Genomic DNA, 19,340 nt, shown 5'->3' with positions numbered 1-19,340 from the left:
GTTCGGTTGCTTGTAAGTTATAAACCCCCTCTGTCTAACAGGGGGGTACTATTACAAAAGGAGTGCAAAAAATGTTTAATTTGTTTAGCGTCATTGTAAAAATGATAATTAATGCTTGTTTTTGGTGTATTAAAATAATTGGTATTGTTATTGTACCTATTCTCCTTATAATTGGTATTACTTTTATAGTTTATCATTTTAAAGGCTTTCGCATGAAAAAGCGTGAAACTCCAAGCACATACAAAGACACTTTTATTCTTAAAAAAATATTTGTTGATTTTCCTGTGCGCTTTGTTAAAGATATGTATAGCCGTAACCCTGATGATTTCCCACTTGATGGATTGCATTTGTTTGCGGGAGAGCAGGGAAGTGGCAAGAGTATTGCCGCCGTTGAAATGGCTATGCGTATGCAGTTAAAATATCCTAGCTGTAAGATATTTTCTAATATTGATATAAATTTTCAAAATGGAAAAATTGAGGATTGGCGCACTATTGTTTCCGAGTGCAATGACCGTTTGGGTGTTATGTTTTTTATTGATGAAATTCAAAACTGGTTTAATTCCTCTGATTCTCGAAATTTTCCTCCAGAAATGCTTCAGGAGATTTGTCAGCTTCGCAAGCAGACAAAATGTATAATTGCTACTTCTCAGGTATTTGCTAGGGTTGCTAAGCCTATAAGAGAACAGGTTAGAGTACTTTATAAACCAATAACCGTTTTAGGCTGTCTTACAATTGTAAGGGCTTATAAACCGCTTGTTCGTCAGGATGGCACTATCGAAAAGCTTCGTAAGATTAAAACATATTTTTTTGTTCACACTGAGGAATTGCGAAATGCTTACGATACTTATGAAAAGGTTCTTACTCTTTCAAAAAATGGTTTTAAACCTGTTTCCGAAAGATTGGAAAATGGTAATATTGTAAATAATTCTTATATTTTATCTTCTAAAACTAAAAAGTAGGTTGTTATTATGTATGATAAAAATACTATATCTTTTGACTGGCTTTCATTTACATATAAAAAAAATGATATAAATTATATTTTACGTTTGCTTGGTGCTAGTGGTTTGGATTTTGTACGTCTTAATGGTTATCATGGTTATAAAATACGCTATTATTATGAGGGCATATCTATATCTGTTGGCTCAGGTCGTAGTGACGTTTGGGTCGAAATGACTGGACAGGGTTGCAGAACTTTTGAAAATTTTTGCAAAAGTAATTTTAATGATTTGTTTTGTGACATTATAGAGGGCGGTGACCTTTTTAATATTGCTCGTCTTGATGTTGCTTATGATGACTTTGAAGGACTTTTAGATATTGATTTAATCGAAAAAGAAACGTCTTTGCATAATTATGTTTCTTGCTTTCGTTCAGCGAGATTAAATAAAGAGTTTCATTCTAATTCTAAGACTATTTATTTTGGTTCTCCTAAATCTGCAATTATGTTTAGGATATATAATAAGGCGGCGGAGCAAAAAGTTGAAGAAGAATGTAGTCATTGGATACGCTTTGAAATGCAATTGCGTGATGAGCGTGCTTATAACTTTGCTTTTATGTATTACATGGAAGATTATAATATCGGTTCTGTTTTTTCTGGCGTTTTGAATAATTATCTTCGTTTTGTTATTCGTACGGATGGCAGGATTTATAATGACGAGATATGTCATTGGTGGCTTAAATTTGTAAATAACTGTGAAAAAATACGGCTCTATGATAAGAAAAAAGTTGATATTAACATTACTAATGTTGCAGGATATGTTGTAAATCAAGCTGGCAATGCTATTGATTGTGTACTTAATGCTTTTGGTATTGACAAATTTTTGGAAATGATAAAACAACGGAATGTTAAGCATAATTCTAAATACGATGTTGCTTTGGATAAATATTATGATGATTGCTTTGAAAATGGGTTAGGCATTCCATTTTAGATTGGGGGTTGTTTTTATGGTTAGTCTTGAGTTTATCGATTTTTTGGAAACTCGTTTTTTTATTACTTATAATATTTTCCAAACTTATGAAGAATCTCATAAAATGAAAATATATAAAGCTTATCTTGCAATGAAGGAAAAGGGGAAATTATGAATAAAAACACTATAAACGATATACGAGTAGGGAAGTGCTACAATTGCCTTTGCCGTGCTTGTGCTATACGTCATTGTCCTTACGCTTTTAATAAAAGTCTTATTACTGTTTGTGAAAAACGTTGTAAAAAGTTTGACAAAAAATCTAATTTAAAGCCTGTTTTAGCTTGTGATTTTTTTGAACACTGTCAAATTAATCATATATTTAAATTTAAACGTACTAAAATTGTATCTCTTGAAAATAAATGTTATTATGTTTATATTGCTAAGTATGATAGATATGCAGGCTTTTTTACACTTGCTGAAGCAACTGGATATCAACAAAAATATGGTGGTATAATCAAGCAAATTAATTTTTGTGACTTTAACCGAGATTTATAGTTTTTGGCATATTGCACAAAACGTCATTCTTGCTTCAGTTCACTTTTTTGTATAATATGCACAATAAAAAACAGGACATTAATTGTCCTGCTTCTTTAGATATTCTTTTAGTAGTTTTTCAATAATTTTTGCAACACTTGTCTTTTCTTTTATAGCTTGAATTTTAACCGCTTCAAGTATTTCTGTTTCAAGCGTTGTAGTAAACTTAACTTTTGAACTGATAGCCAGTCTTATTGATAGGATAGAAATTCTAATCCGTGAAAACGAGCGGCTACAAGCTGAAATTGCAAGGCTTAAAAACGAGCAATAAAATGTAGTCGGCTAACCCTCTAAAGATAACCGACTACATAAGCGATACAATTAAGCACTGTGAGCAACTCTCACTGTTCTTGTGCTTACATTGTATCATAATTTGAGTAATTTGTCAATGAAAAGTTAAAGGAGAAAATATTATGAAAGTTAAATTTAAGGATGTTGAGTTTCTGAAATGTGAAGAATATAATCCTTATCATCCTAAAGCAAATAGTTATGGTATGCGTACTTTTTGGCGTGCTGACTATTGTGGTCAAACTATAGTTACACTTTGCGATACCAAAGCTGAATGTATACTCGAAGCACGTGCATGGATTCGTAGAAATTGAAACTTTTTAACACTCTTATTAAATGAAATACATAAGCTGGGCTAACGGCTAAACGGGCGGAAGGATTGATATATTATGAAAATATATTTTAAAGTTATTCAAAAATTTTATGATAATGGTTCTACAGATTTCAATATTTCAAAAATTTCTGCTGAAGAAAAACCAAATTATTATTTTTTTGAACGCTTTGAAGATTGTGATTATTATGAAGATTTTTTTGAAACACTTGAAGAAGCTAAGGATTTTATAGATTCTGCAAATTTCTGTTGACATCTTTATAAAAAAATGATATACTAAAATCATACAGTAAGTTGCACTAAATAAAAATTTAGTGCAATAGAGAAGCGATAACTACAGGAGTGTAAGCAATATGAAAAAAGAATACTTAGAAGATTGCCCGGATTACCTTGAAAGCTTTTTAGTCAACCTAAAAGTTGTAAAAGACCGTGCAGATAGAACTGAAGAAGCTTATTATATCGATCTGCGTACCTTTCTGCGATACTTGAAGCTGAAAAATAATTTAGCTGATGTAAATTCTGACTGGCACGAAATTAAAATCAAAGATATTCCGCTCACTATTATCAAATCTTTTACACTGAATGACGCCTATCAGTATTTAAGGTTTCTTAAAGATGAGCGCGGAAATTCAACAGCTTCGCGCGCAAGAAAAACATCAGCATTAAAGCAGTTCTATACTTATCTTCACAAGAAAGCTAAGCTTATTGACGAAAATCCCCTGATTGATCTAGAACTTCCAAGAGTAAAAAATAAGCTTCCTAAATATCTTTCGCTTGAAGAAAGCCTATCTTTGCTTCAAAATATTGATTCAAAATTTAAAGAGCGAGATTATTGTATAATTCTGCTTTTTTTAAACTGCGGTATGCGGTTGAGTGAGCTTGTCGGACTTAATCTAAACGATTTCAGTAAGGATAATCGTTCTCTTAGATTATTTGGAAAAGGAAGCAAAGAACGAATTGTTTTTCTGAATGATTTATGCATTGACGCCATAGATGATTATTTGAGAGTCCGTCCCCCTGTTGACAGCAGCGCTATGTTTCTATCGGCAAATAAAACAAGGATATCTAAACGCCGTGTTCAGCAGATAGTTGAAGAAAGTCTAAAACGTTCCGGGCTTGGTAATCTTGGAATAACTACTCATAAGCTGCGTCATACAGCTGCAACAATAATGTATCAGCACGGTAACGTAGATACTTTGGTTTTAAGGGATATTTTAGGTCATAAAAGCATAGCAACAACAGAAATATATACGCATTTAGCTGATGATAATTTACGAAAAGCAGCTGAAAACAACCCTATAGCAGACAGATTATCTAAAATTAAAAAGTAAAAACGACCGGCAAACGAATCTAAGTTACTTTCGTCTGCCGGTCGTTTATTTATTTTTTGATTCTTAAGATTGAGTTTTTAGGAAAAACTTTGCTGCATGGAACGGAAAATTTCATCATAGCATGATTAGCCGATTCCACCTCTTCATCTTTCTCATTAAAGATAGTTTCGGCAGTGATCTTAACCGGCTTACTTCCTGGTGCCAATACTTCCAGTATATCTCCTCTGTTGAATTTATTTCTTTGCTGAGCATATATCCTGCCGTTCCTGCATTCGTCGATTACTGCAACAACATCATAATTCCGTATATAGCCGCTGTTTTCGTAATACTGGCAGTCTTTAGGATGACCGAAGAAAAATCCTGTGCAGTAAGCTCTGTGGCTAACTTTAAATACCTCATCATGAATCCATTCAGGCAGTTCAAATTTGTCAGAAGCTTGTTTGTAAATATCCATAGCCATACGATAGGCATTGGTTATAACCGACACATAGTATGACGATTTTGCACGCCCTTCAATTTTAAAGCTGTCCACGCCGGCCTCGGCAAGCTTATCAATGTGATCAATCATGCAAAGGTCTTTTGCATTAAGTATATATGTGCCTTTTTCATCTTCAAAAACAGGATAGAATTCGTTAGGACGCTTTTCCTCCATAAGATGATATCCCCATCTGCATGGCTGAGCACATTCACCGCGATTCGCGTCACGATTTATCAAATACTGGGAAAGCAAACATCTTCCCGAAAAGCTTACGCACATAGCTCCGTGTACAAAAACCTCTATTTCCAGATCTTTAGGTGTTTTTGCTCTAATCTCTGCAATTTCTTCGAGAGATAGCTCTCTGGCAAGCACTACCCTTTTAGCACCCATATTATAAAATTCATTTGCGGTAACATAATTAACAATGCCGGCCTGTGTAGAAATATGAATTTCCATATCAGGAATAAATCTCTTTATAAGAGAAAAAACTCCTATATCGTTTGCAATCAAGGCATCAACGCCTGATTCAGCAGCTTCTTTTGCAAACCGTTCAAAATTCTTGATCTCATTATTATGAGGAAGCGTATTGCAGGTCAAATATAAGCGTTTGCCGCGCTTATGGGTTTCCTCGGCTGCTTTTTGTAACGTATCAAAATCAAAATTTGCGGAAGCCGCTCTCATTCCGAACATTTTTCCGCCGAGGTAAACAGCGTCGGCTCCGAAATCCAAAGCGGCATATAAGCGTTCCATATCTCCGACAGGCGAAAGAATTTCCAGTAACCCGGATTCAGACATCAGTAAGTTTCCTTTCGTTTAAGTTTAAGCCAATCCGGCCTTTTTCAGATTTTCCTCATGCTCTTCCAACGTTTCTGCAAAGAAGCTTTCGCCAGTTTTAAGATTATTGCAGAAATAATAATAATTAGTCTTTTCGGGATTAAGCACTGCATTTATAGCATCAAGGCCCGGATTGCATACAGGTCCGGCAGGAAGTCCCTGACACTCGTATGTATCGTAGCTGTCTGAAAAATGCTCTATAGAAGCATCATTATCAGCCTTTATATCTATAACCTTTTCAATATAATTTTTAGTTGCGTCAGACTGAAGCGATGGAAAAGTATCCGAATCGTCAAGTCTGTTAAGAAATACCGAAGCTACCTTAGGCATATCTCCGGCAGAGTTAGCCTCCCACTGAACAATTGAAGCAAGGGTCATTACCTCGCTTAACGTAAGGTTCTTCTTTTTCATCTGTTCATACATTTTATCGGTTATTTTATCCTCAAAATGCTCGCGAATTATCTTAGTTACGTTGTAAACCGAATCTCCAACATAGAATTCATAGGTATCGGGGAAGAAGAATCCTTCCATTCTATAGAATGCGTCTTCATTATCAGTTACTTTGCTTTCAAATCCAAAACCCTGATTTTTATTGAATTCAAACAGAAATTCGTCAGCTGAACAAACACCGTTTTCCTGAAGCAGATTAGCGGCGTCCAGCAGCGTAATGCCCTCTTTAAAAGTTATAGTAACTGTTTCATAGGATTCACGCATTGTTGCAAGCTCGTCTATTACAGCGGCATATCCCATAGACGGGTGAAGCGTAATATCTCCCGGATAAATAGCAGCCGGACTTTTAAGCTTCATTGCAAGCTTAAACAAAAGCTTATTATTTATGATCTGGTTGTCAGCCAAGATTTGTGCAATATCGTCTGTCGATGAATTTTTTGGAATATTAAAGGTAATCTCATTCTCGCTTTTCCCCATACCGGTATACTCCATACCCAGCGAAATACCTCCGATTGCCACTACCAGCGATACGGTCAGTATTAAAATCACAATGATCAGACCGCTGAAAATAGATGTATTGACCTGCTTATTCTTTTTTCTTTTTTTCTTCTTATGTATATTTTTCTTTTGAACAGCGTCAGAGGTTTTCAAGTATATATTCTCTTTTTTATTGTTTTCCGGTTCAATGATCGGTTCAGCACCAGAAGAAACATCTTGATTATCTTCATCATTCAGATGAATATCTTCAGTGGATTTTTCGGTTTCCTCAGTGTCCGATATATTTTCGTCAGTTTGTTCTGTTTCCTGATCTGATACCTTATTTTCAGTTTCAGTATTATCGTTAAAGGAAATATCGTTTTCCATCTCTGGCTTGGATCCATTTGCATGCTTTTTAGAATTGACATCGTTTATAATATCGTCAATATTAAAATCTTTTTCATCCATTTTATTTATCAGTCCTCTCATTATTTGCAAATCTTATTATTCTACTTTCTGTAATTAAAATGTTTACCGGAATATCGTAATTAGAATGCGGCAACAACTCGGAAAGACAGCAGTCGTAGCAAAGTCCTACAGACGTTCCTTTAAAACCGACTAAGAATTTATCGTAAAATCCCTTACCGAAGCCAAGTCTGTAACCATAACTGTCGTATGAAAGAGCAGGTACAAGGCATATCGGAAACTCATAGCTTTTAACAGATTGACAGTATGCTTTAGGTTCTGATATGCCGAAATATCCTTTTTCAAGATCATCAAAACTCTTTATCTCAAAAAAATCCATTGAGTTGGTTCCGCGTATACATCTTGGAGCAAATACGCGTTTCCCGCTGTCAAATGAGGTCTGCACAGCTCCTGACGTATCGACTTCAATATCGGAAGCAATATAAGTCAGGACTTCTTTTGCTTCCATAAATTCAGGAGATCCGATAATATTTTTCAGGATCATGCTGTGGATCTGTTCCTTATCCTCTTCCGTCATTTCGCTTCGGACTTTCTTAAAAAAATTTCTAAGCGAATTTTTATCATTAAATTCTGTCATCTGCATTGCAGCGACGCCTCCAGCTGTTCAGCCTTGGATTTAGAATACAGTACTTCAACAAGCCTTAAAGCAAAAGGCAAAGCCGCTCCTGCACCCTTAGCTGTAATATACAAGCCGTCAGCTGCAACAAGCTGAGAAGTGAGTCTAGCTTCACCAAGCTGATTTTCAAAGCCGGGAAAACATGTTGCATATCTGTCATTCAGCAGTCCTTTGTGTCCGAGTATCTTAGGCGCCGCACATATCGCAGCTATAAATTTCCCGGAATCTGAGCAATAATCTAGCGCCGCCTGAACCTCAGGACAATTTTCAAGGTTATCTGCACCCGGCATACCTCCGGGAAGAACTATCATCTGAAGCTCTTTGCTGAGTGTAATTTCTTTTACCGTAATATCGGCTGTTATTTTAATACCGTGGGAGCCTGTAATTTCTCTTGAACCTACCCCTACAGTTTTAACCTCGGCGCCTGCCCGCCTTAAAACATCTATCGGTGTAATGGCTTCTATTTCTTCAAAGCCGTCTGCTAAAAAAACATATATCATAATTTAACACTTCCCTTCAAAGAAATTTATTTAAAAGTAACCGTATACTTTTCATGCAGGAATACAGGATGATACGAAAGCTTTGATCTCCTCAGACCTTCTATTCCCAGATCCTCTTCCCTGTTTATATACGTTAGATCTTTTGCATATTCTGCTGCAAATTCCGTACAGATAGTGGGGTAAGCTCCCTGAACTTCACTCAATGCCTTTTCTATATGGACTACAAATGTATCTGAATTTAATCGTTCGCCTATAGTAAATCCTACAATTCTGCCTTGAGATCTGAGAATGCCTCCGTTAAGCCCCAGATACTCAAAATTGCTGAAAAACGTATGGATAGCATACTGTTCAACAACAGCGGAATAATCGTCATAGCTGTCACTGCTGTTATAAAACTCGGCGGCAAAGGCAGTGCATTCATCAAAATTATCCTCAGTGAGCGGCTCAAAACTCCATTCATTGTCCTTGAAACGTTTTATATGGTTTCTTTTTCCGTGATATTTCTTGCCCCTGAGTTCGATCAGATCCTGAGAATTGTATATATAATCAAAGCTGTCACGGTTTGCATCAACATTTATTCTGCCCTTATAATATTCAGTCATCCATTTTAAATTTTCACTATTGACAGAGCTTATTTTCAAAGAATGTCCCTGAGATAGAGTGAACTTTTCTAATTCGCCGAATAGATTTATATATTTTTCAATACCTGTACTGTCGCATTTTACACCTGAGGGAAACGTGATGACAGGATTCTCTCTGTCAAAAGAACAGCTTATATAGAAATCTCCGTAAGAGTCTATAAGTGTATTGTTTAGCCGCCTCCATGCAAGATTATTTGCAAATGAATACTCGCATCCTCTGAAATCAGATATTTCAAGGCAGCTGTTGATCCAATCACGGTCAGATAATTGTATTTCTCTGAAGTTAAACATAAAATTTCACTTTTCTTTATATTGATTTTATAAGTTCCAGTATTTTTTCCGTTATCTTGTTGACAGCTATAGGTTTATTTTCTTCGCTGCATTTAATAATTTTCCACCCAAGCCTGTCCGCAGAATAAAGCGCCGCTTCCCTGCATTTTTTTAAAAATAAGATATTTGATTCGTGAATATCCTTTTTGCTTTCATCACCGCTGTATCTTTCGGTCATCAGTTTCTGTGAAACCTCTATTGGCATATCAAGAAAGATGACCAGATCCGGTTTAGGAAGCTGCAGCTTATTGTATTCATATTCACACAGCCATTCAATATATCCGTCCCATTGATCAGGAGCAAGCTTCACCATCTGATAAATACAGTTGGAAGTTGTATATCTGGCTGCTAAAATGCAGGATCCGTTCAGATATTCCTCCTCCCAGAACTTTTTATAGCTTGCATATCTGTCAACAGCGTAAAAGCTTGAGGCGGCATAAGCGTTGACGCTTTGTGCGTCGCTGCCGAATTCGCCGTTCAGATACATTTTTACCAAAGCTGACGACGGCTGTTCATAATCAGGAAAGCTGATTGGTTTTATTTTAACACCTTCAGCCTGTAAATATTCTTTTATCAAATTAAACTGTGTGGTTTTACCGCTTCCGTCAAGACCCTCCAATACTATAAGACGCTTGTTATTCTGCATTTTTAAGCTCCTTATAATACTTCTGAACCTCGGTTATTTTTCCACAGGTCATCTTACCCTCACAGCATTTTCCGTCTCTCACGCAGGCAGGACCGGCATTTTTGAATAGTGTCGGTGCGACCTGACAGCATGATCTGAGCATTTCAGCAGCAACGTTTCTTATTTCCCATTGAGCTCTGTTGCAGCACCTTTGCTTAAAGAAGTTGTAAAGACTTCTCGCATTCATGGTAACAATCATTTTGGTATTTGCCGCATTCGGTAGAACAAATCTTGCGTCCTCGATAGCTTTTTTCTGGGCTTTATGCTTTGCGGTTTTCTCATCGTACCCTTCATTGATAAATACTTCATAATGCTTTTTCTTAAGTATTTCAGCAAGCTTGTTATAGCTGTCTATCGCACAATTCATCTGCTCATTGAAGATTTCAAGAGCTGTTTCATCTGAACTGATTTCAGGAGGAGTTACAAACTGAAAATCAGTTACCTCAACATACCTTTGGCTTTGTACAGAAAATGAAGCGATCCTGTGTCTGGTAATTTCAGCAAGAAAGGAACGTGATACACCTTCAATTCCAAAGGTAAACGTTATATGCTCTATTGGACTTTCGTGGCCGACCGACGAAAGCATATCTATAAAGCTATGTATCTTCTCTTCTGTAAGTCCGTCCATCAATGTATCTATATCGCTGTTGGCATAGCAAAGCTTTGCTGCAGTTGCGATAATTTTTTCCGGTTCAGGAGTATGAGTTATTAAAGTAACCTTCATTTTTCACAAGCCTCCGTTTTATAATAATGTCTAAGCAGTATATTTATTATATTATATCATTTTTCTTCTGATTAGTCAATAAAAACAGCGGTTCTTTTCTAGGTTTAAATTTAATTATTCACTCAGACTTTTTCTGATTATCCAAATATACATTCGGAATTTCTCCTACAATAACTGTTTCGGAAACAAGAAATTCATCAGATATTTTTATGTCGGTGGAATGAAGCGGCAATATAGCCGAAATTTCTACAGTAACAAGTACCGATATTCTGTGTTTGGTCTGATTTATTCCTTCGGATATGAATTCACTGTGTATTTCTGTATCAACTGCACCTACCTGATGAAGCTTAAGACTTATTTCAGGTCCTCTGCCGCTGAAAAAGGTAATTCCGGACAAGGTGCCAAGCGGTAGCGACAGCTTTTTGTTTTCAATTTCCGAAAGCGCTTCGTTGACAGACTGTCTGACATTTTTCTGCAGCTCGTTTACTGCTGTGGTATCAGTTTCAATTGAAACGATATTTCCGTCAGCATCCCGTTTTATATCAATGTAACTCCTGTTATCAGCGGTTTCCTTTTCAAGCTGATCTTCAACAGCAGATGTAACTATATCGGTGGCTGTATTTCTTCCTTTGTATTCGCATATCTCTGCCATATGACGGCTTACCTGTCTGTGAAAAGCAAACGCAGCTGCTGCCAACAAAATTATAACGGCCAGAATAAAATAGGATAATTTAAACGTTCGTGAAGTGCTGTACCTGCTCAAAAAAATCGCCTCCTCTTGCTTATAATATACAAAAGGAAGCGATTTTGTTAACGTATAGATAAAAAAGCTATAAAAGCGCCGAGGAAACCTGATTTTTATTGTACCTGTGTGTATAGCGCTATTTTGCCATAAAAAGTCAGTATTTTAAAAGAATTTCATAGCTCATTTTTGTTGTTACTAAAAAATCAAATACTGTTTTTATTTGGCTTCTACAGCTAATTTTGCAGTTTTGGCGATGTTGTCAGCACAAAGTCCGAAAGCCTTTAAAAGCTCGGCTGCAGGGCCGGAATATCCGAATTCGTCATTAACACCGATTTTTACAACTTTAGTCGGAAGCTCTGAACTTAGTACATCGCATACGGCAGACCCAAGTCCGCCGATAACACTGTGTTCTTCGGCAGTTACAACAAGACCTGTTTTCTTTGCAGACTCAACAATAATTTCTGAATCTATCGGCTTGATGGTATGAATATTGATTATTTCAGCGCTTATCCCCTGGGCTTCAAGAATATCGGCGGCTTCAAGAGCATGAGAAACCATAAGCCCTGTTGCAATTATTGAAACATCTTTTCCGTCACGAAGCCTAATGCCCTTTCCAAGCTCAAATTTATAAGAGTTTTTATCATTAAATACAGGAGCGGCAAGACGTCCGAATCTCATATATACAGGTCCGTTATGAAGGATTGCCGCTTCAACGGCCGCTTTAGCTTCAACATCGTCTGCGGGATTTATTATCGTCATACCAGGTATTGTTCTCATAAGCGCAATATCCTCATTACACTGATGAGTAGCTCCGTCCTCTCCGACAGATATGCCGGCATGTGTAGCTCCGATCTTTACGTTAAGGTGAGGATATCCGATTGAGTTCCTTACGATTTCAAAAGCTCTTCCAGCGGCAAACATAGCAAAGGTCGAGGCAAACGGAATTTTGCCTGTAACGGCAAGTCCTGCGGCAACTCCCATCATATTTGCCTCTGCAATACCGCAGTCAAAAAATCTGTCAGGAAACTTCTTTTTGAAAATTCCGGTTTTTGTTGCAGCTGCCAGATCTGCGTCGAGAACAAAGAGGTTTTCGTATTTATCCCCAAGCTCTGCAAGAGCCTCGCCATAGCTTTCTCTTGTAGCCTTCTTTATAATATCTGCCATAATTATCAGCCCTCCAATTCTTTCAGTACTGCCGTAAGCTCGTTTACAGCCTGCTCATATTGTTCAGCATTAGGAGCTGCGCCGTGCCAGGATACGTTGTTTTCCATAAATGAAACTCCCTTGCCCTTAACGCTGGTCTGAATAATAGCGACCGGCTGTCCGGCAATCTTTTCTGCTTCGTTGAAAGCCCTTTCAATATTATCAAAATCATGAGCGTTCATTTTTATTGTATGCCAGCCGAAAGCTTCAAACTTTTCAGCGATTGGATAAGGTGACATAACGTCCTGTATTTTTCCGTCTATCTGAAGTCCATTGTTGTCTATTACAGCGACAAGATTATCAAGATTATAGTGAGCGGCAAACATTGCTGCTTCCCAGACCTGACCTTCTTCTATCTCTCCGTCTCCAAGAATAGTATAGACTTTATATGTGTTTCCTGATATTTTTCCTGAAAGCGCCATTCCGCACGCAGCAGAAATTCCCTGTCCCAGGGAACCTGACGACATATCTACACCGGGAATATGTATACATGGGTGACCCTGAAGCAGCGCTCCGATATGGCGTAGATTTTTCAGTTCCGACCTGTCAAAAAAGCCTTTTAGCGCAAGAACTGAATAAAGTGCTGGAGCAGTGTGTCCTTTTGAAAGCACAAGTCTATCGCGTTCAGGCTCGTCAGGCATATCGGGATAAATATTCATTTTTGCAAAATACAGATAAGTAAGTACATCTGCAATTGACAATGACCCGCCTGGGTGACCCGATTTAGCATTGAATACGCCTTCTAAAATTCCAAGACGAACTTTACAGGCATTAATTTCAAGCTGTTTTTTAATAGTAGCGTCCATAAAATAAACCTCCAAATTATATTATTTTAACTGAGTAGATATGTAATCAATGACTTCTGCAACAGCGTCCTCTTCGCAGGAAACGTCAAGAACTATATCAGCGGCGGCTTTTACGTCCTTTGAAGAATTTGACGGACATATTCCTACATCTGCATACTTTATCATTTCAATATCATTATTGAAATCTCCCACAGCTACAAAGGTATAGTCCTCCATTCCGCATATTTTTCTCATATGCTCAAGAGCGGAGCCTTTTGAAATATTTTGAGGAAGCATTTCATAATACTGAGGTGCGGAAATTACAAAATCCACATCATCAAAATCGTTCTTTTCAGTATAGTCAACAAGATTCCCCAATTTATCGGGAACATTTGTAAACAATACCTTATACCAGTTGTCGGGAATTTTATCTATTTCACATAGGATAGGATCCACCTTGCAAATTTCGCAATGCTTGCGTTCCATATCAGAGTTCTGCGGAACATACACCCCGTCAAGCAGCAAAACTTCACAGCCTATATCGGGATTATCTTGCAATATTTTGCGTGTAAAGTCACGAGCCTTTCTAGGAAGATAAACATCATATATCTGTTTTTTCCTCTGAGTATCATAAACCATACCGCCGTTGCACATAATTATGGGACAATTTACAGTAAAGTCATTGAAATACTGCTTTGAAGCCTGAAGCGATCTGCCTGTAGCAATTGAAAATTTTCCTCCGGCTTTCTGAAAATGCTCCACTGCCTGTAAATTCTTAATACTTGGTCTTTTGCTGGCAGGAAGAAATGTTCCGTCCATATCAGTTATCAGAAGTACCTTTTTTATATCCTCAAACATAAAGATAAACCCTCTCTTATGCTTTTAATTTTCTTATTGTATTTACAAAGTAATCAGGAAGTACACTGTCAAATTCCATATACTTTTTTGTTGACGGATGAATAAAGCCGATCTTTTTTGCGTGTAAACACTGTCCGTCCAGACCTTTAAACGGCTTTCCGTATACTGAATCGCCGAGAACCGGATGACCTAAATAGGCGGAATGAACCCTTATCTGATGAGTTCTACCGGTTTCAAGCCGAAATTTGAGCATAGAATACTGGCTGAACTCTTCGATTACTTCATAATGAGTTACTGCGCATTTGGAATTGTGGTCAGTAACGCACATTTTCTTTCGGTCATATTTACTTCTTCCGATAGGAGCATCTATCGTTCCAATTTTTTCTTTGAATCTTCCGCAGTTTACCGCCTGATACTCTCTTGTAAAGCTGTGAGCCTTTATCTGTTCGGCAAGAAAGTTATGCGAAAAATCATTCTTCGCAACGATAAGCAGTCCGCTTGTAAGCTTATCTATCCGATGGACTATTCCAGGTCTGATAACTCCGTTGATACCAGATAAACTATCTCCGCAGTGGTAAAGCAGCGCATTCACTAATGTCCCGTCAGGATTTCCGGCAGCTGGATGAACTACCATTCCTTTGGGCTTATTTACAACCAGCAAATCGCTGTCCTCATAAACAATATCAAGCGGGATATTCTGCGGTTTTGTCTCTAATATTTCAGGTTCGGGAATGTTGATTATTACTAAATCCGAATTTTTCAGCTTGTAATTTTTATTTACAGGACTGTTGTTGACAGAAACATTTCCGTTTTCTATAAGCTTTTGAAAAGCTGATCTTGTTAGGTCAATATTCTGACTGCAAAGCCATTTGTCAATTCTGATACCCTCGTTATCCGGACAGATCTGAAGTTCAAGCCTGTTCATTATTATCAGCCTTATCCTCCGCAGCTTCAGCGGATCTTGATTTTTTTATTTTACCTTCTATAAAAATTATATAGACGCAGAATAAAATTGCTCCGATAACAACACATATATCGGCAAAATTAAAAATCGGGAAATCAACAGGTTCAAACAAGATATAATCCACAACCTCTTTTATTCTGACTCTGTCAATTAAATTCCCTACTCCCCCCGCAATAATAAGTGATAATGAAATAAGCTGTAATTTGCTTTCTCTGCGTTTTTTATACATATAGACAAGTGCAGCAGCTACAACGACTGCCGGAAGCCCAATAAGAAACCACGTCTTACCTGACATCATACTCCATGCAGCTCCGTCGTTGGTGATATGAGTTAAACTGAAAATATCATGAGATCCGACTTTAATGACTTTTATAATTTCGCCTACCTCAATGTTTTTTACCACAGCAAATTTAATCAATTGATCTATTACGGTCAATACCGAAATGATAACAAGTGAAAGAATAAACATTTTTCCCCGTTTCCCCGCGTCAAAAGCGGTGAGTAATTTTGTAAAATGCCCAAAAGGCTCTGCGTTTACAGAGCCTTATAAGCAAAAATTATTCTACAACGCCGCAGCATCTCTCACAAAGCGTAAGATGCTTGGAATCCTTACCTACATAATCGGAGTAAACCCAGCATCTTTCGCACTTTTCTCCGCCAGCTTTGGAAACTGTAAAGGAGATGCCTTCCATATCGCCCTTAAATTCTCCGTTATCAGCGCCTTCAAGCACATCTACTCTTGATACGATCAAAAGTGACGGCAATTCTTCCTTAACTGCTTTTATATCGTCATAAAGCTTTCCGTCAGCAAAAATCTGAACATCGGCTTCAAGCGAAGCTCCTATGATCTTATCCGCGCGCTTGATTTCAAGAGCTTTCTTAGCGTCCTCCCTTACTGCCGCAATAAGAACCCATTTTTTATTAAATTCATCAGAAGCAGTTAACCCGCTCTTTTCAGGCATATCGTTAAGGAATATGCTTTCTGAGTTATCCTTAGACGAATGCGGCATATACGACCAGATCTCATCAGCTGTAAACGAAAGTATAGGTGCAACAAGTCTTGCTATAGCAGACAATATTCTGTATATAGCAGTCTGAGCCGCACGTCTTGCCTCCGAATCCGGTCTTTCGCAGTAGAGCCTGTCTTTAAGAATATCAAGGTAGAAATTGGACATATCTATAACACAGAAATTGTGGATAGCATGGAATACGATATGATAATCAAACGCTTCATATGCCGCATTTACTTTATCAATAAGCTCGTCAAGCTTTAAAAGTGCCCATTTGTCTATCTCAAACAATTTATCGTCTGAAACGCCGTCACGGTCAATATCAAAACCGTCTTGATTTGTCAGGTTTCCAAGAATAAATCTTGCAGTATTTCGTATCTTCTTGTATGCGTCGGAAAGCTGTCCTAAAATATCCTTGGAGATTCTTATATCGGAATGATAATCCGATGACGCTACCCAGAGTCTGAGAATATCAGCGCCATATTTATCAGTGATCTCCTTAGGCTCGATTCCGTTGCCAAGGGACTTATGCATAGTTTTTCCCTGACCGTCAACGACCCAGCCGTGGGTGCAGACATTTTTATAAGGAGCATGACCGCTGCAAACAACAGAAGTCAGCAGAGATGACTGGAACCAGCCTCTGTACTGATCTGCTCCCTCCAGATACAGATCTGCAGGCGAACTAAGATTATCACGCTCGTCAAGAACTGCCGCATGAGTAACTCCGCTGTCGAACCAAACGTCCATTATATCCATTTCTTTAGTAAAGCTATTGCAGCCGCACTCGCACTTAACGCTCTCAGGAATGATTTCAGACAGTTCATGAGTATACCATGAGTCTGAACCTTCTTTTCTGAAAAGCTCAGATACAGCGTTAATTGTTTCTTCAGTTACAATTGGTTTTCCGCAGTCTTTACAGTAAATGATAGGAATAGGAACTCCCCAGGTTCTCTGACGGGAAATACACCAATCAGAACGGTCACGTACCATTCCCTTGATCCTTTCTTCGCCCCAGCCGGGAATCCAGTTTACTTCTTCTATTGCTTTAATAGCTTCGTCCTTAAAATCATTGATTGAACAGAACCACTGCTCTGTAGCTCTGAAAAGTATAGGCGATTTGCATCTCCAGCAATGAGGATACTGGTGAACGATCCTTTCGGTAGCGAACAAAGCTCCTGTTTCGCTTAGGTGTTTTCCGATCGCCTTATTTGCTTCATCAGTAGTAAGACCTTCAAACATACCGGAATCTTTTGTAAGCACTCCCTTACCGTCAACACCAACTACAATACCTATATTGTCATAATTTTTGCAAACCTCGAAGTCATCGACTCCGTAGCCGGGAGCAGTATGAACACAGCCTGTACCGCTTTCAAGAGTTACATGAGAACCAATTATAATAGGTGAAGTTCTTCCCATAAACGGATGTTCAGTTATACAGCCTTCAAGTTGTGCGCCAGTAAAGCTTCCGACAGTTTCGTAATCGGTAATTCCCGCCTTGCTCATTGTTTCGGATACTAATCCTTCAGCCATAACGTAATTTTCGCCGTTGGCTTTAACTATACAGTAATCATATTCAGGTCCAAGACAGATAGCCATATTTCCAGGAAGAGTCCAGGTAGTTGTAGTCCAGATCACAAAATATGTTTTTTCCAAATCAATTCCAAGAGCTGAAAATAACCCCTTATCGTCGGTAACCTTAAATTTAACATAAATTGAAAAACACGGATCATCAGAATATTCGATTTCAGCCTCAGCCAATGCAGTCTGACATTCAGGACACCAGTAAACAGGCTTTAAGCCTTTATATATATATCCCTTTTTAGCCATTTCTCCGAATATTTTTACCTGGCGCGCCTCAAATTCGGGTTTTAGAGTAAGATAAGGGTCATCAAAATCGCCCAATACTCCCAGGCGCTTAAACTGATTCTTCTGATTTTCAACAAATGATAAAGCAAAATCCTTACAATGCTTTCTGAGCTCAATAGGAGGGATTGCACCGTTTTCCACACCGATAGCTTTCATTGCTTTAAGCTCTATAGGAAGTCCGTGAGTATCCCATCCAGGTATATAAGGAGAGCAGTATCCGCTCATATTTTTGTATTTTACGATTATATCTTTAAGAACTTTATTTAAAGCGGTACCCAAATGAATATCGCCGTTTGCATACGGAGGACCATCGTGAAGAATATAGGAGGGCTTTCCCTCGTTCTTCTCGATCATCTTATAATAAAGTCTGTCATCGTCCCATTTTTTCAAAGCGTCAGGCTCTCTCTTAGGAAGATTTCCCCTCATAGGAAAATCAGTTTCCGGAAGATTAAGCGTTTTATTATAATCCTGTGGCATTTGACTTCTCCTAACAATCACTTATTTTTGCCGAATTTAAGATCGGCGAAATTTTCTTTTGGTATAACCGGCTCAAAAGAACCTGTATTAAGTATTTTTTCTATTTTCTCGTCTTTTGAAGCTTCTTCATTCTTTTCTTCCGATTCATCTGCAGCTTGATCGGCTGCATCTTCCGGCAGATCCTCAGTAACCGGCTCTTCAATAACTTCTTCAGTCTTTGTTTCTGGTATCTCCATTATCAAATGAAGCTGTTTGTTGTAAAGCTCAATAAGATTTGCTTTGAAATATGTAATTTCAGATTTTAGAGATTCATATTCAGACTTTTCTTTTTCAAGCTGATCTCTGATCTCAGTTATTTTCTTTTCGGTTATTTCAGTATTTTCTTTAATGAGCTGTGCGCATTTTTCCTTATGCTCTCTTATTATGCGCTCACATTCCGAAGCGCTCTGCTCCGCCAGACGAACCTGCTCGGTCTTTGCAGATTCGATCATATCTCTGGCTTTAGCCTTTGCGTCGCTGATAGTTTTGCTGGCTTCCTTCTGAGCGTTTATCATTGCGTCTTTAATTGCGTCCTCATCCGCTCTGTACTCATTTATCTTTTCTACCAGCTTTATTATTTTCGCTTCATTATCCTCGCTTGATGACAAAGCTGACGCATAGTCCTTTGCTACCTCTGCCAGAAAAGCATGAACATCGTCAGGGTCGTATCCGTTTCTGACCGTTTCAAATGTCTTAGCTTTTATATTATTCGGTTTTAACATAA

The 19,340-nt window shown here is 37.9% G+C and carries 21 protein-coding genes; 6 read left to right on the top strand and 15 right to left on the bottom strand.

The window, feature by feature from the left end; all coding sequences use genetic code 11:
* The first annotated feature begins 71 nt into the window (after positions 1-71).
* The 6 genes from ACYQ0H_RS09390 (at position 72) to ACYQ0H_RS09365 (ending at position 4,448) form a co-directional block, all read left to right on the top strand.
* On the top strand, positions 72-959 hold the full coding sequence (locus ACYQ0H_RS09390) for a zonular occludens toxin domain-containing protein (RefSeq protein ID WP_459812596.1): 888 nt from the start codon (positions 72-74) through the stop codon (positions 957-959).
* A gap of 9 nt (positions 960-968) precedes the next feature.
* Entirely contained in the window at positions 969-1,925 is a 957-nt protein-coding gene (locus ACYQ0H_RS09385) for a replication initiation factor domain-containing protein (RefSeq protein WP_459812595.1), read from the top strand.
* A gap of 150 nt (positions 1,926-2,075) precedes the next feature.
* Positions 2,076-2,459, top strand: a complete 384-nt coding sequence (locus tag ACYQ0H_RS09380; protein WP_459812594.1) for a hypothetical protein — start codon at positions 2,076-2,078, stop codon at positions 2,457-2,459.
* 452 nt (positions 2,460-2,911) lie between these two features.
* The gene (locus ACYQ0H_RS09375) at positions 2,912-3,100 is read left to right on the top strand and encodes a hypothetical protein (protein WP_459812593.1); all 189 of its coding nucleotides are present in this window, start codon (positions 2,912-2,914) and stop codon (positions 3,098-3,100) included.
* 75 nt (positions 3,101-3,175) lie between these two features.
* On the top strand, positions 3,176-3,370 hold the full coding sequence (locus ACYQ0H_RS09370) for a hypothetical protein (RefSeq protein ID WP_459812592.1): 195 nt from the start codon (positions 3,176-3,178) through the stop codon (positions 3,368-3,370).
* 100 nt (positions 3,371-3,470) lie between these two features.
* A complete protein-coding gene (locus ACYQ0H_RS09365) occupies positions 3,471-4,448 on the top strand; it encodes a tyrosine-type recombinase/integrase (RefSeq protein WP_459812591.1) in 978 nt (325 codons plus the stop codon).
* A gap of 49 nt (positions 4,449-4,497) precedes the next feature.
* Here ACYQ0H_RS09365 and ACYQ0H_RS09360 read toward each other — a convergent pair whose 3' ends face one another.
* The 15 genes from ACYQ0H_RS09360 to ACYQ0H_RS09290 form a co-directional block, all read right to left on the bottom strand.
* Complete coding sequence (locus tag ACYQ0H_RS09360; protein ID WP_459812590.1) at positions 4,498-5,721, bottom strand: peptidase U32 family protein; 1,224 nt, start codon at positions 5,719-5,721, stop codon at positions 4,498-4,500.
* Positions 5,722-5,745: 24 nt separating this feature from the next.
* Positions 5,746-7,155, bottom strand: coding sequence for an endolytic transglycosylase MltG (gene mltG / locus ACYQ0H_RS09355; RefSeq protein WP_459812589.1), 1,410 nt, complete (start codon positions 7,153-7,155; stop codon positions 5,746-5,748).
* A 1-nt stretch (position 7,156) separates the two neighbouring features.
* Entirely contained in the window at positions 7,157-7,756 is a 600-nt protein-coding gene (locus ACYQ0H_RS09350) for a 5-formyltetrahydrofolate cyclo-ligase (protein WP_459812588.1), read from the bottom strand.
* Positions 7,747-8,289: a DJ-1 family glyoxalase III gene (locus ACYQ0H_RS09345; RefSeq protein ID WP_459812587.1), complete on the bottom strand. Its 543-nt coding sequence runs from the start codon at positions 8,287-8,289 to the stop codon at positions 7,747-7,749. Before ACYQ0H_RS09345 ends, ACYQ0H_RS09350 begins: the two co-directional genes overlap by 10 nt.
* Positions 8,290-8,315: 26 nt before the next feature.
* Positions 8,316-9,221, bottom strand: a complete 906-nt coding sequence (locus ACYQ0H_RS09340; RefSeq protein ID WP_459812586.1) for a DUF2156 domain-containing protein — start codon at positions 9,219-9,221, stop codon at positions 8,316-8,318.
* Between the two features lie 16 nt (positions 9,222-9,237).
* Positions 9,238-9,906 carry a dTMP kinase gene (locus ACYQ0H_RS09335; RefSeq protein WP_459812585.1) on the bottom strand — a complete coding sequence of 223 codons (669 nt, stop codon included), beginning with the start codon at positions 9,904-9,906 and terminating at the stop codon, positions 9,238-9,240.
* Positions 9,896-10,669 (bottom strand): FAD-dependent thymidylate synthase, encoded by a 774-nt coding sequence (gene thyX / locus ACYQ0H_RS09330; protein WP_459812584.1) that lies wholly within the window; start codon positions 10,667-10,669, stop codon positions 9,896-9,898. Before thyX ends, ACYQ0H_RS09335 begins: the two co-directional genes overlap by 11 nt.
* 118 nt (positions 10,670-10,787) lie before the next feature.
* Complete coding sequence (yunB, locus tag ACYQ0H_RS09325) at positions 10,788-11,432, bottom strand: sporulation protein YunB (protein WP_459812583.1); 645 nt, start codon at positions 11,430-11,432, stop codon at positions 10,788-10,790.
* 198 nt (positions 11,433-11,630) lie between these two features.
* Positions 11,631-12,578 carry a transketolase family protein gene (locus tag ACYQ0H_RS09320; protein WP_459812582.1) on the bottom strand — a complete coding sequence of 316 codons (948 nt, stop codon included), beginning with the start codon at positions 12,576-12,578 and terminating at the stop codon, positions 11,631-11,633.
* Positions 12,579-12,583: 5 nt separating this feature from the next.
* Complete coding sequence (locus ACYQ0H_RS09315; protein ID WP_459812581.1) at positions 12,584-13,423, bottom strand: transketolase; 840 nt, start codon at positions 13,421-13,423, stop codon at positions 12,584-12,586.
* A 21-nt stretch (positions 13,424-13,444) separates the two neighbouring features.
* On the bottom strand, positions 13,445-14,260 hold the full coding sequence (locus ACYQ0H_RS09310; RefSeq protein WP_459812580.1) for a Cof-type HAD-IIB family hydrolase: 816 nt from the start codon (positions 14,258-14,260) through the stop codon (positions 13,445-13,447).
* Between the two features lie 16 nt (positions 14,261-14,276).
* Positions 14,277-15,185 carry an RluA family pseudouridine synthase gene (locus ACYQ0H_RS09305; protein WP_459812579.1) on the bottom strand — a complete coding sequence of 303 codons (909 nt, stop codon included), beginning with the start codon at positions 15,183-15,185 and terminating at the stop codon, positions 14,277-14,279.
* Positions 15,172-15,693, bottom strand: coding sequence for a signal peptidase II (gene lspA / locus ACYQ0H_RS09300; RefSeq protein WP_459812578.1), 522 nt, complete (start codon positions 15,691-15,693; stop codon positions 15,172-15,174). The genes ACYQ0H_RS09305 and lspA overlap by 14 nt, the downstream gene beginning before the upstream one ends.
* A gap of 88 nt (positions 15,694-15,781) precedes the next feature.
* On the bottom strand, positions 15,782-18,577 hold the full coding sequence (ileS, locus tag ACYQ0H_RS09295) for an isoleucine--tRNA ligase (protein ID WP_459812577.1): 2,796 nt from the start codon (positions 18,575-18,577) through the stop codon (positions 15,782-15,784).
* Between the two features lie 17 nt (positions 18,578-18,594).
* The gene (locus ACYQ0H_RS09290) at positions 18,595-19,338 is read right to left on the bottom strand and encodes a DivIVA domain-containing protein (RefSeq protein WP_459812576.1); all 744 of its coding nucleotides are present in this window, start codon (positions 19,336-19,338) and stop codon (positions 18,595-18,597) included.
* Positions 19,339-19,340 lie beyond the last annotated feature (2 nt).

This window comes from Hominimerdicola intestinalis (assembly GCF_054655215.1).
This window is presented reverse-complemented; position numbering and strand designations above follow the sequence as displayed.

What these genes read in the sequence shown, in the direction of transcription:
- ACYQ0H_RS09375 (WP_459812593.1), top strand. Translation starts at nt 2,912, where the DNA reads ATGAAAGTTAAATTTAAGGATGTTGAGTTTCTGAAATGTGAAGAATAT.
- ACYQ0H_RS09345 (WP_459812587.1), bottom strand. Translation starts at nt 8,289, where the DNA reads ATGATATATGTTTTTTTAGCAGACGGCTTTGAAGAAATAGAAGCCATT.
- lspA (WP_459812578.1), bottom strand. Translation starts at nt 15,693, where the DNA reads ATGTTTATTCTTTCACTTGTTATCATTTCGGTATTGACCGTAATAGAT.
- ACYQ0H_RS09340 (WP_459812586.1), bottom strand. Translation starts at nt 9,221, where the DNA reads ATGTTTAACTTCAGAGAAATACAATTATCTGACCGTGATTGGATCAAC.
- thyX (WP_459812584.1), bottom strand. Translation starts at nt 10,669, where the DNA reads ATGAAGGTTACTTTAATAACTCATACTCCTGAACCGGAAAAAATTATC.
- ACYQ0H_RS09305 (WP_459812579.1), bottom strand. Translation starts at nt 15,185, where the DNA reads ATGAACAGGCTTGAACTTCAGATCTGTCCGGATAACGAGGGTATCAGA.
- ACYQ0H_RS09380 (WP_459812594.1), top strand. Translation starts at nt 2,076, where the DNA reads ATGAATAAAAACACTATAAACGATATACGAGTAGGGAAGTGCTACAAT.
- ACYQ0H_RS09390 (WP_459812596.1), top strand. Translation starts at nt 72, where the DNA reads ATGTTTAATTTGTTTAGCGTCATTGTAAAAATGATAATTAATGCTTGT.
- ACYQ0H_RS09365 (WP_459812591.1), top strand. Translation starts at nt 3,471, where the DNA reads ATGAAAAAAGAATACTTAGAAGATTGCCCGGATTACCTTGAAAGCTTT.
- ACYQ0H_RS09315 (WP_459812581.1), bottom strand. Translation starts at nt 13,423, where the DNA reads ATGGACGCTACTATTAAAAAACAGCTTGAAATTAATGCCTGTAAAGTT.
- ACYQ0H_RS09350 (WP_459812588.1), bottom strand. Translation starts at nt 7,756, where the DNA reads ATGCAGATGACAGAATTTAATGATAAAAATTCGCTTAGAAATTTTTTT.
- ACYQ0H_RS09290 (WP_459812576.1), bottom strand. Translation starts at nt 19,338, where the DNA reads ATGTTAAAACCGAATAATATAAAAGCTAAGACATTTGAAACGGTCAGA.
- ileS (WP_459812577.1), bottom strand. Translation starts at nt 18,577, where the DNA reads ATGCCACAGGATTATAATAAAACGCTTAATCTTCCGGAAACTGATTTT.
- mltG (WP_459812589.1), bottom strand. Translation starts at nt 7,155, where the DNA reads ATGGATGAAAAAGATTTTAATATTGACGATATTATAAACGATGTCAAT.
- ACYQ0H_RS09385 (WP_459812595.1), top strand. Translation starts at nt 969, where the DNA reads ATGTATGATAAAAATACTATATCTTTTGACTGGCTTTCATTTACATAT.
- ACYQ0H_RS09370 (WP_459812592.1), top strand. Translation starts at nt 3,176, where the DNA reads ATGAAAATATATTTTAAAGTTATTCAAAAATTTTATGATAATGGTTCT.
- ACYQ0H_RS09320 (WP_459812582.1), bottom strand. Translation starts at nt 12,578, where the DNA reads ATGGCAGATATTATAAAGAAGGCTACAAGAGAAAGCTATGGCGAGGCT.
- ACYQ0H_RS09335 (WP_459812585.1), bottom strand. Translation starts at nt 9,906, where the DNA reads ATGCAGAATAACAAGCGTCTTATAGTATTGGAGGGTCTTGACGGAAGC.
- ACYQ0H_RS09310 (WP_459812580.1), bottom strand. Translation starts at nt 14,260, where the DNA reads ATGTTTGAGGATATAAAAAAGGTACTTCTGATAACTGATATGGACGGA.
- ACYQ0H_RS09360 (WP_459812590.1), bottom strand. Translation starts at nt 5,721, where the DNA reads ATGTCTGAATCCGGGTTACTGGAAATTCTTTCGCCTGTCGGAGATATG.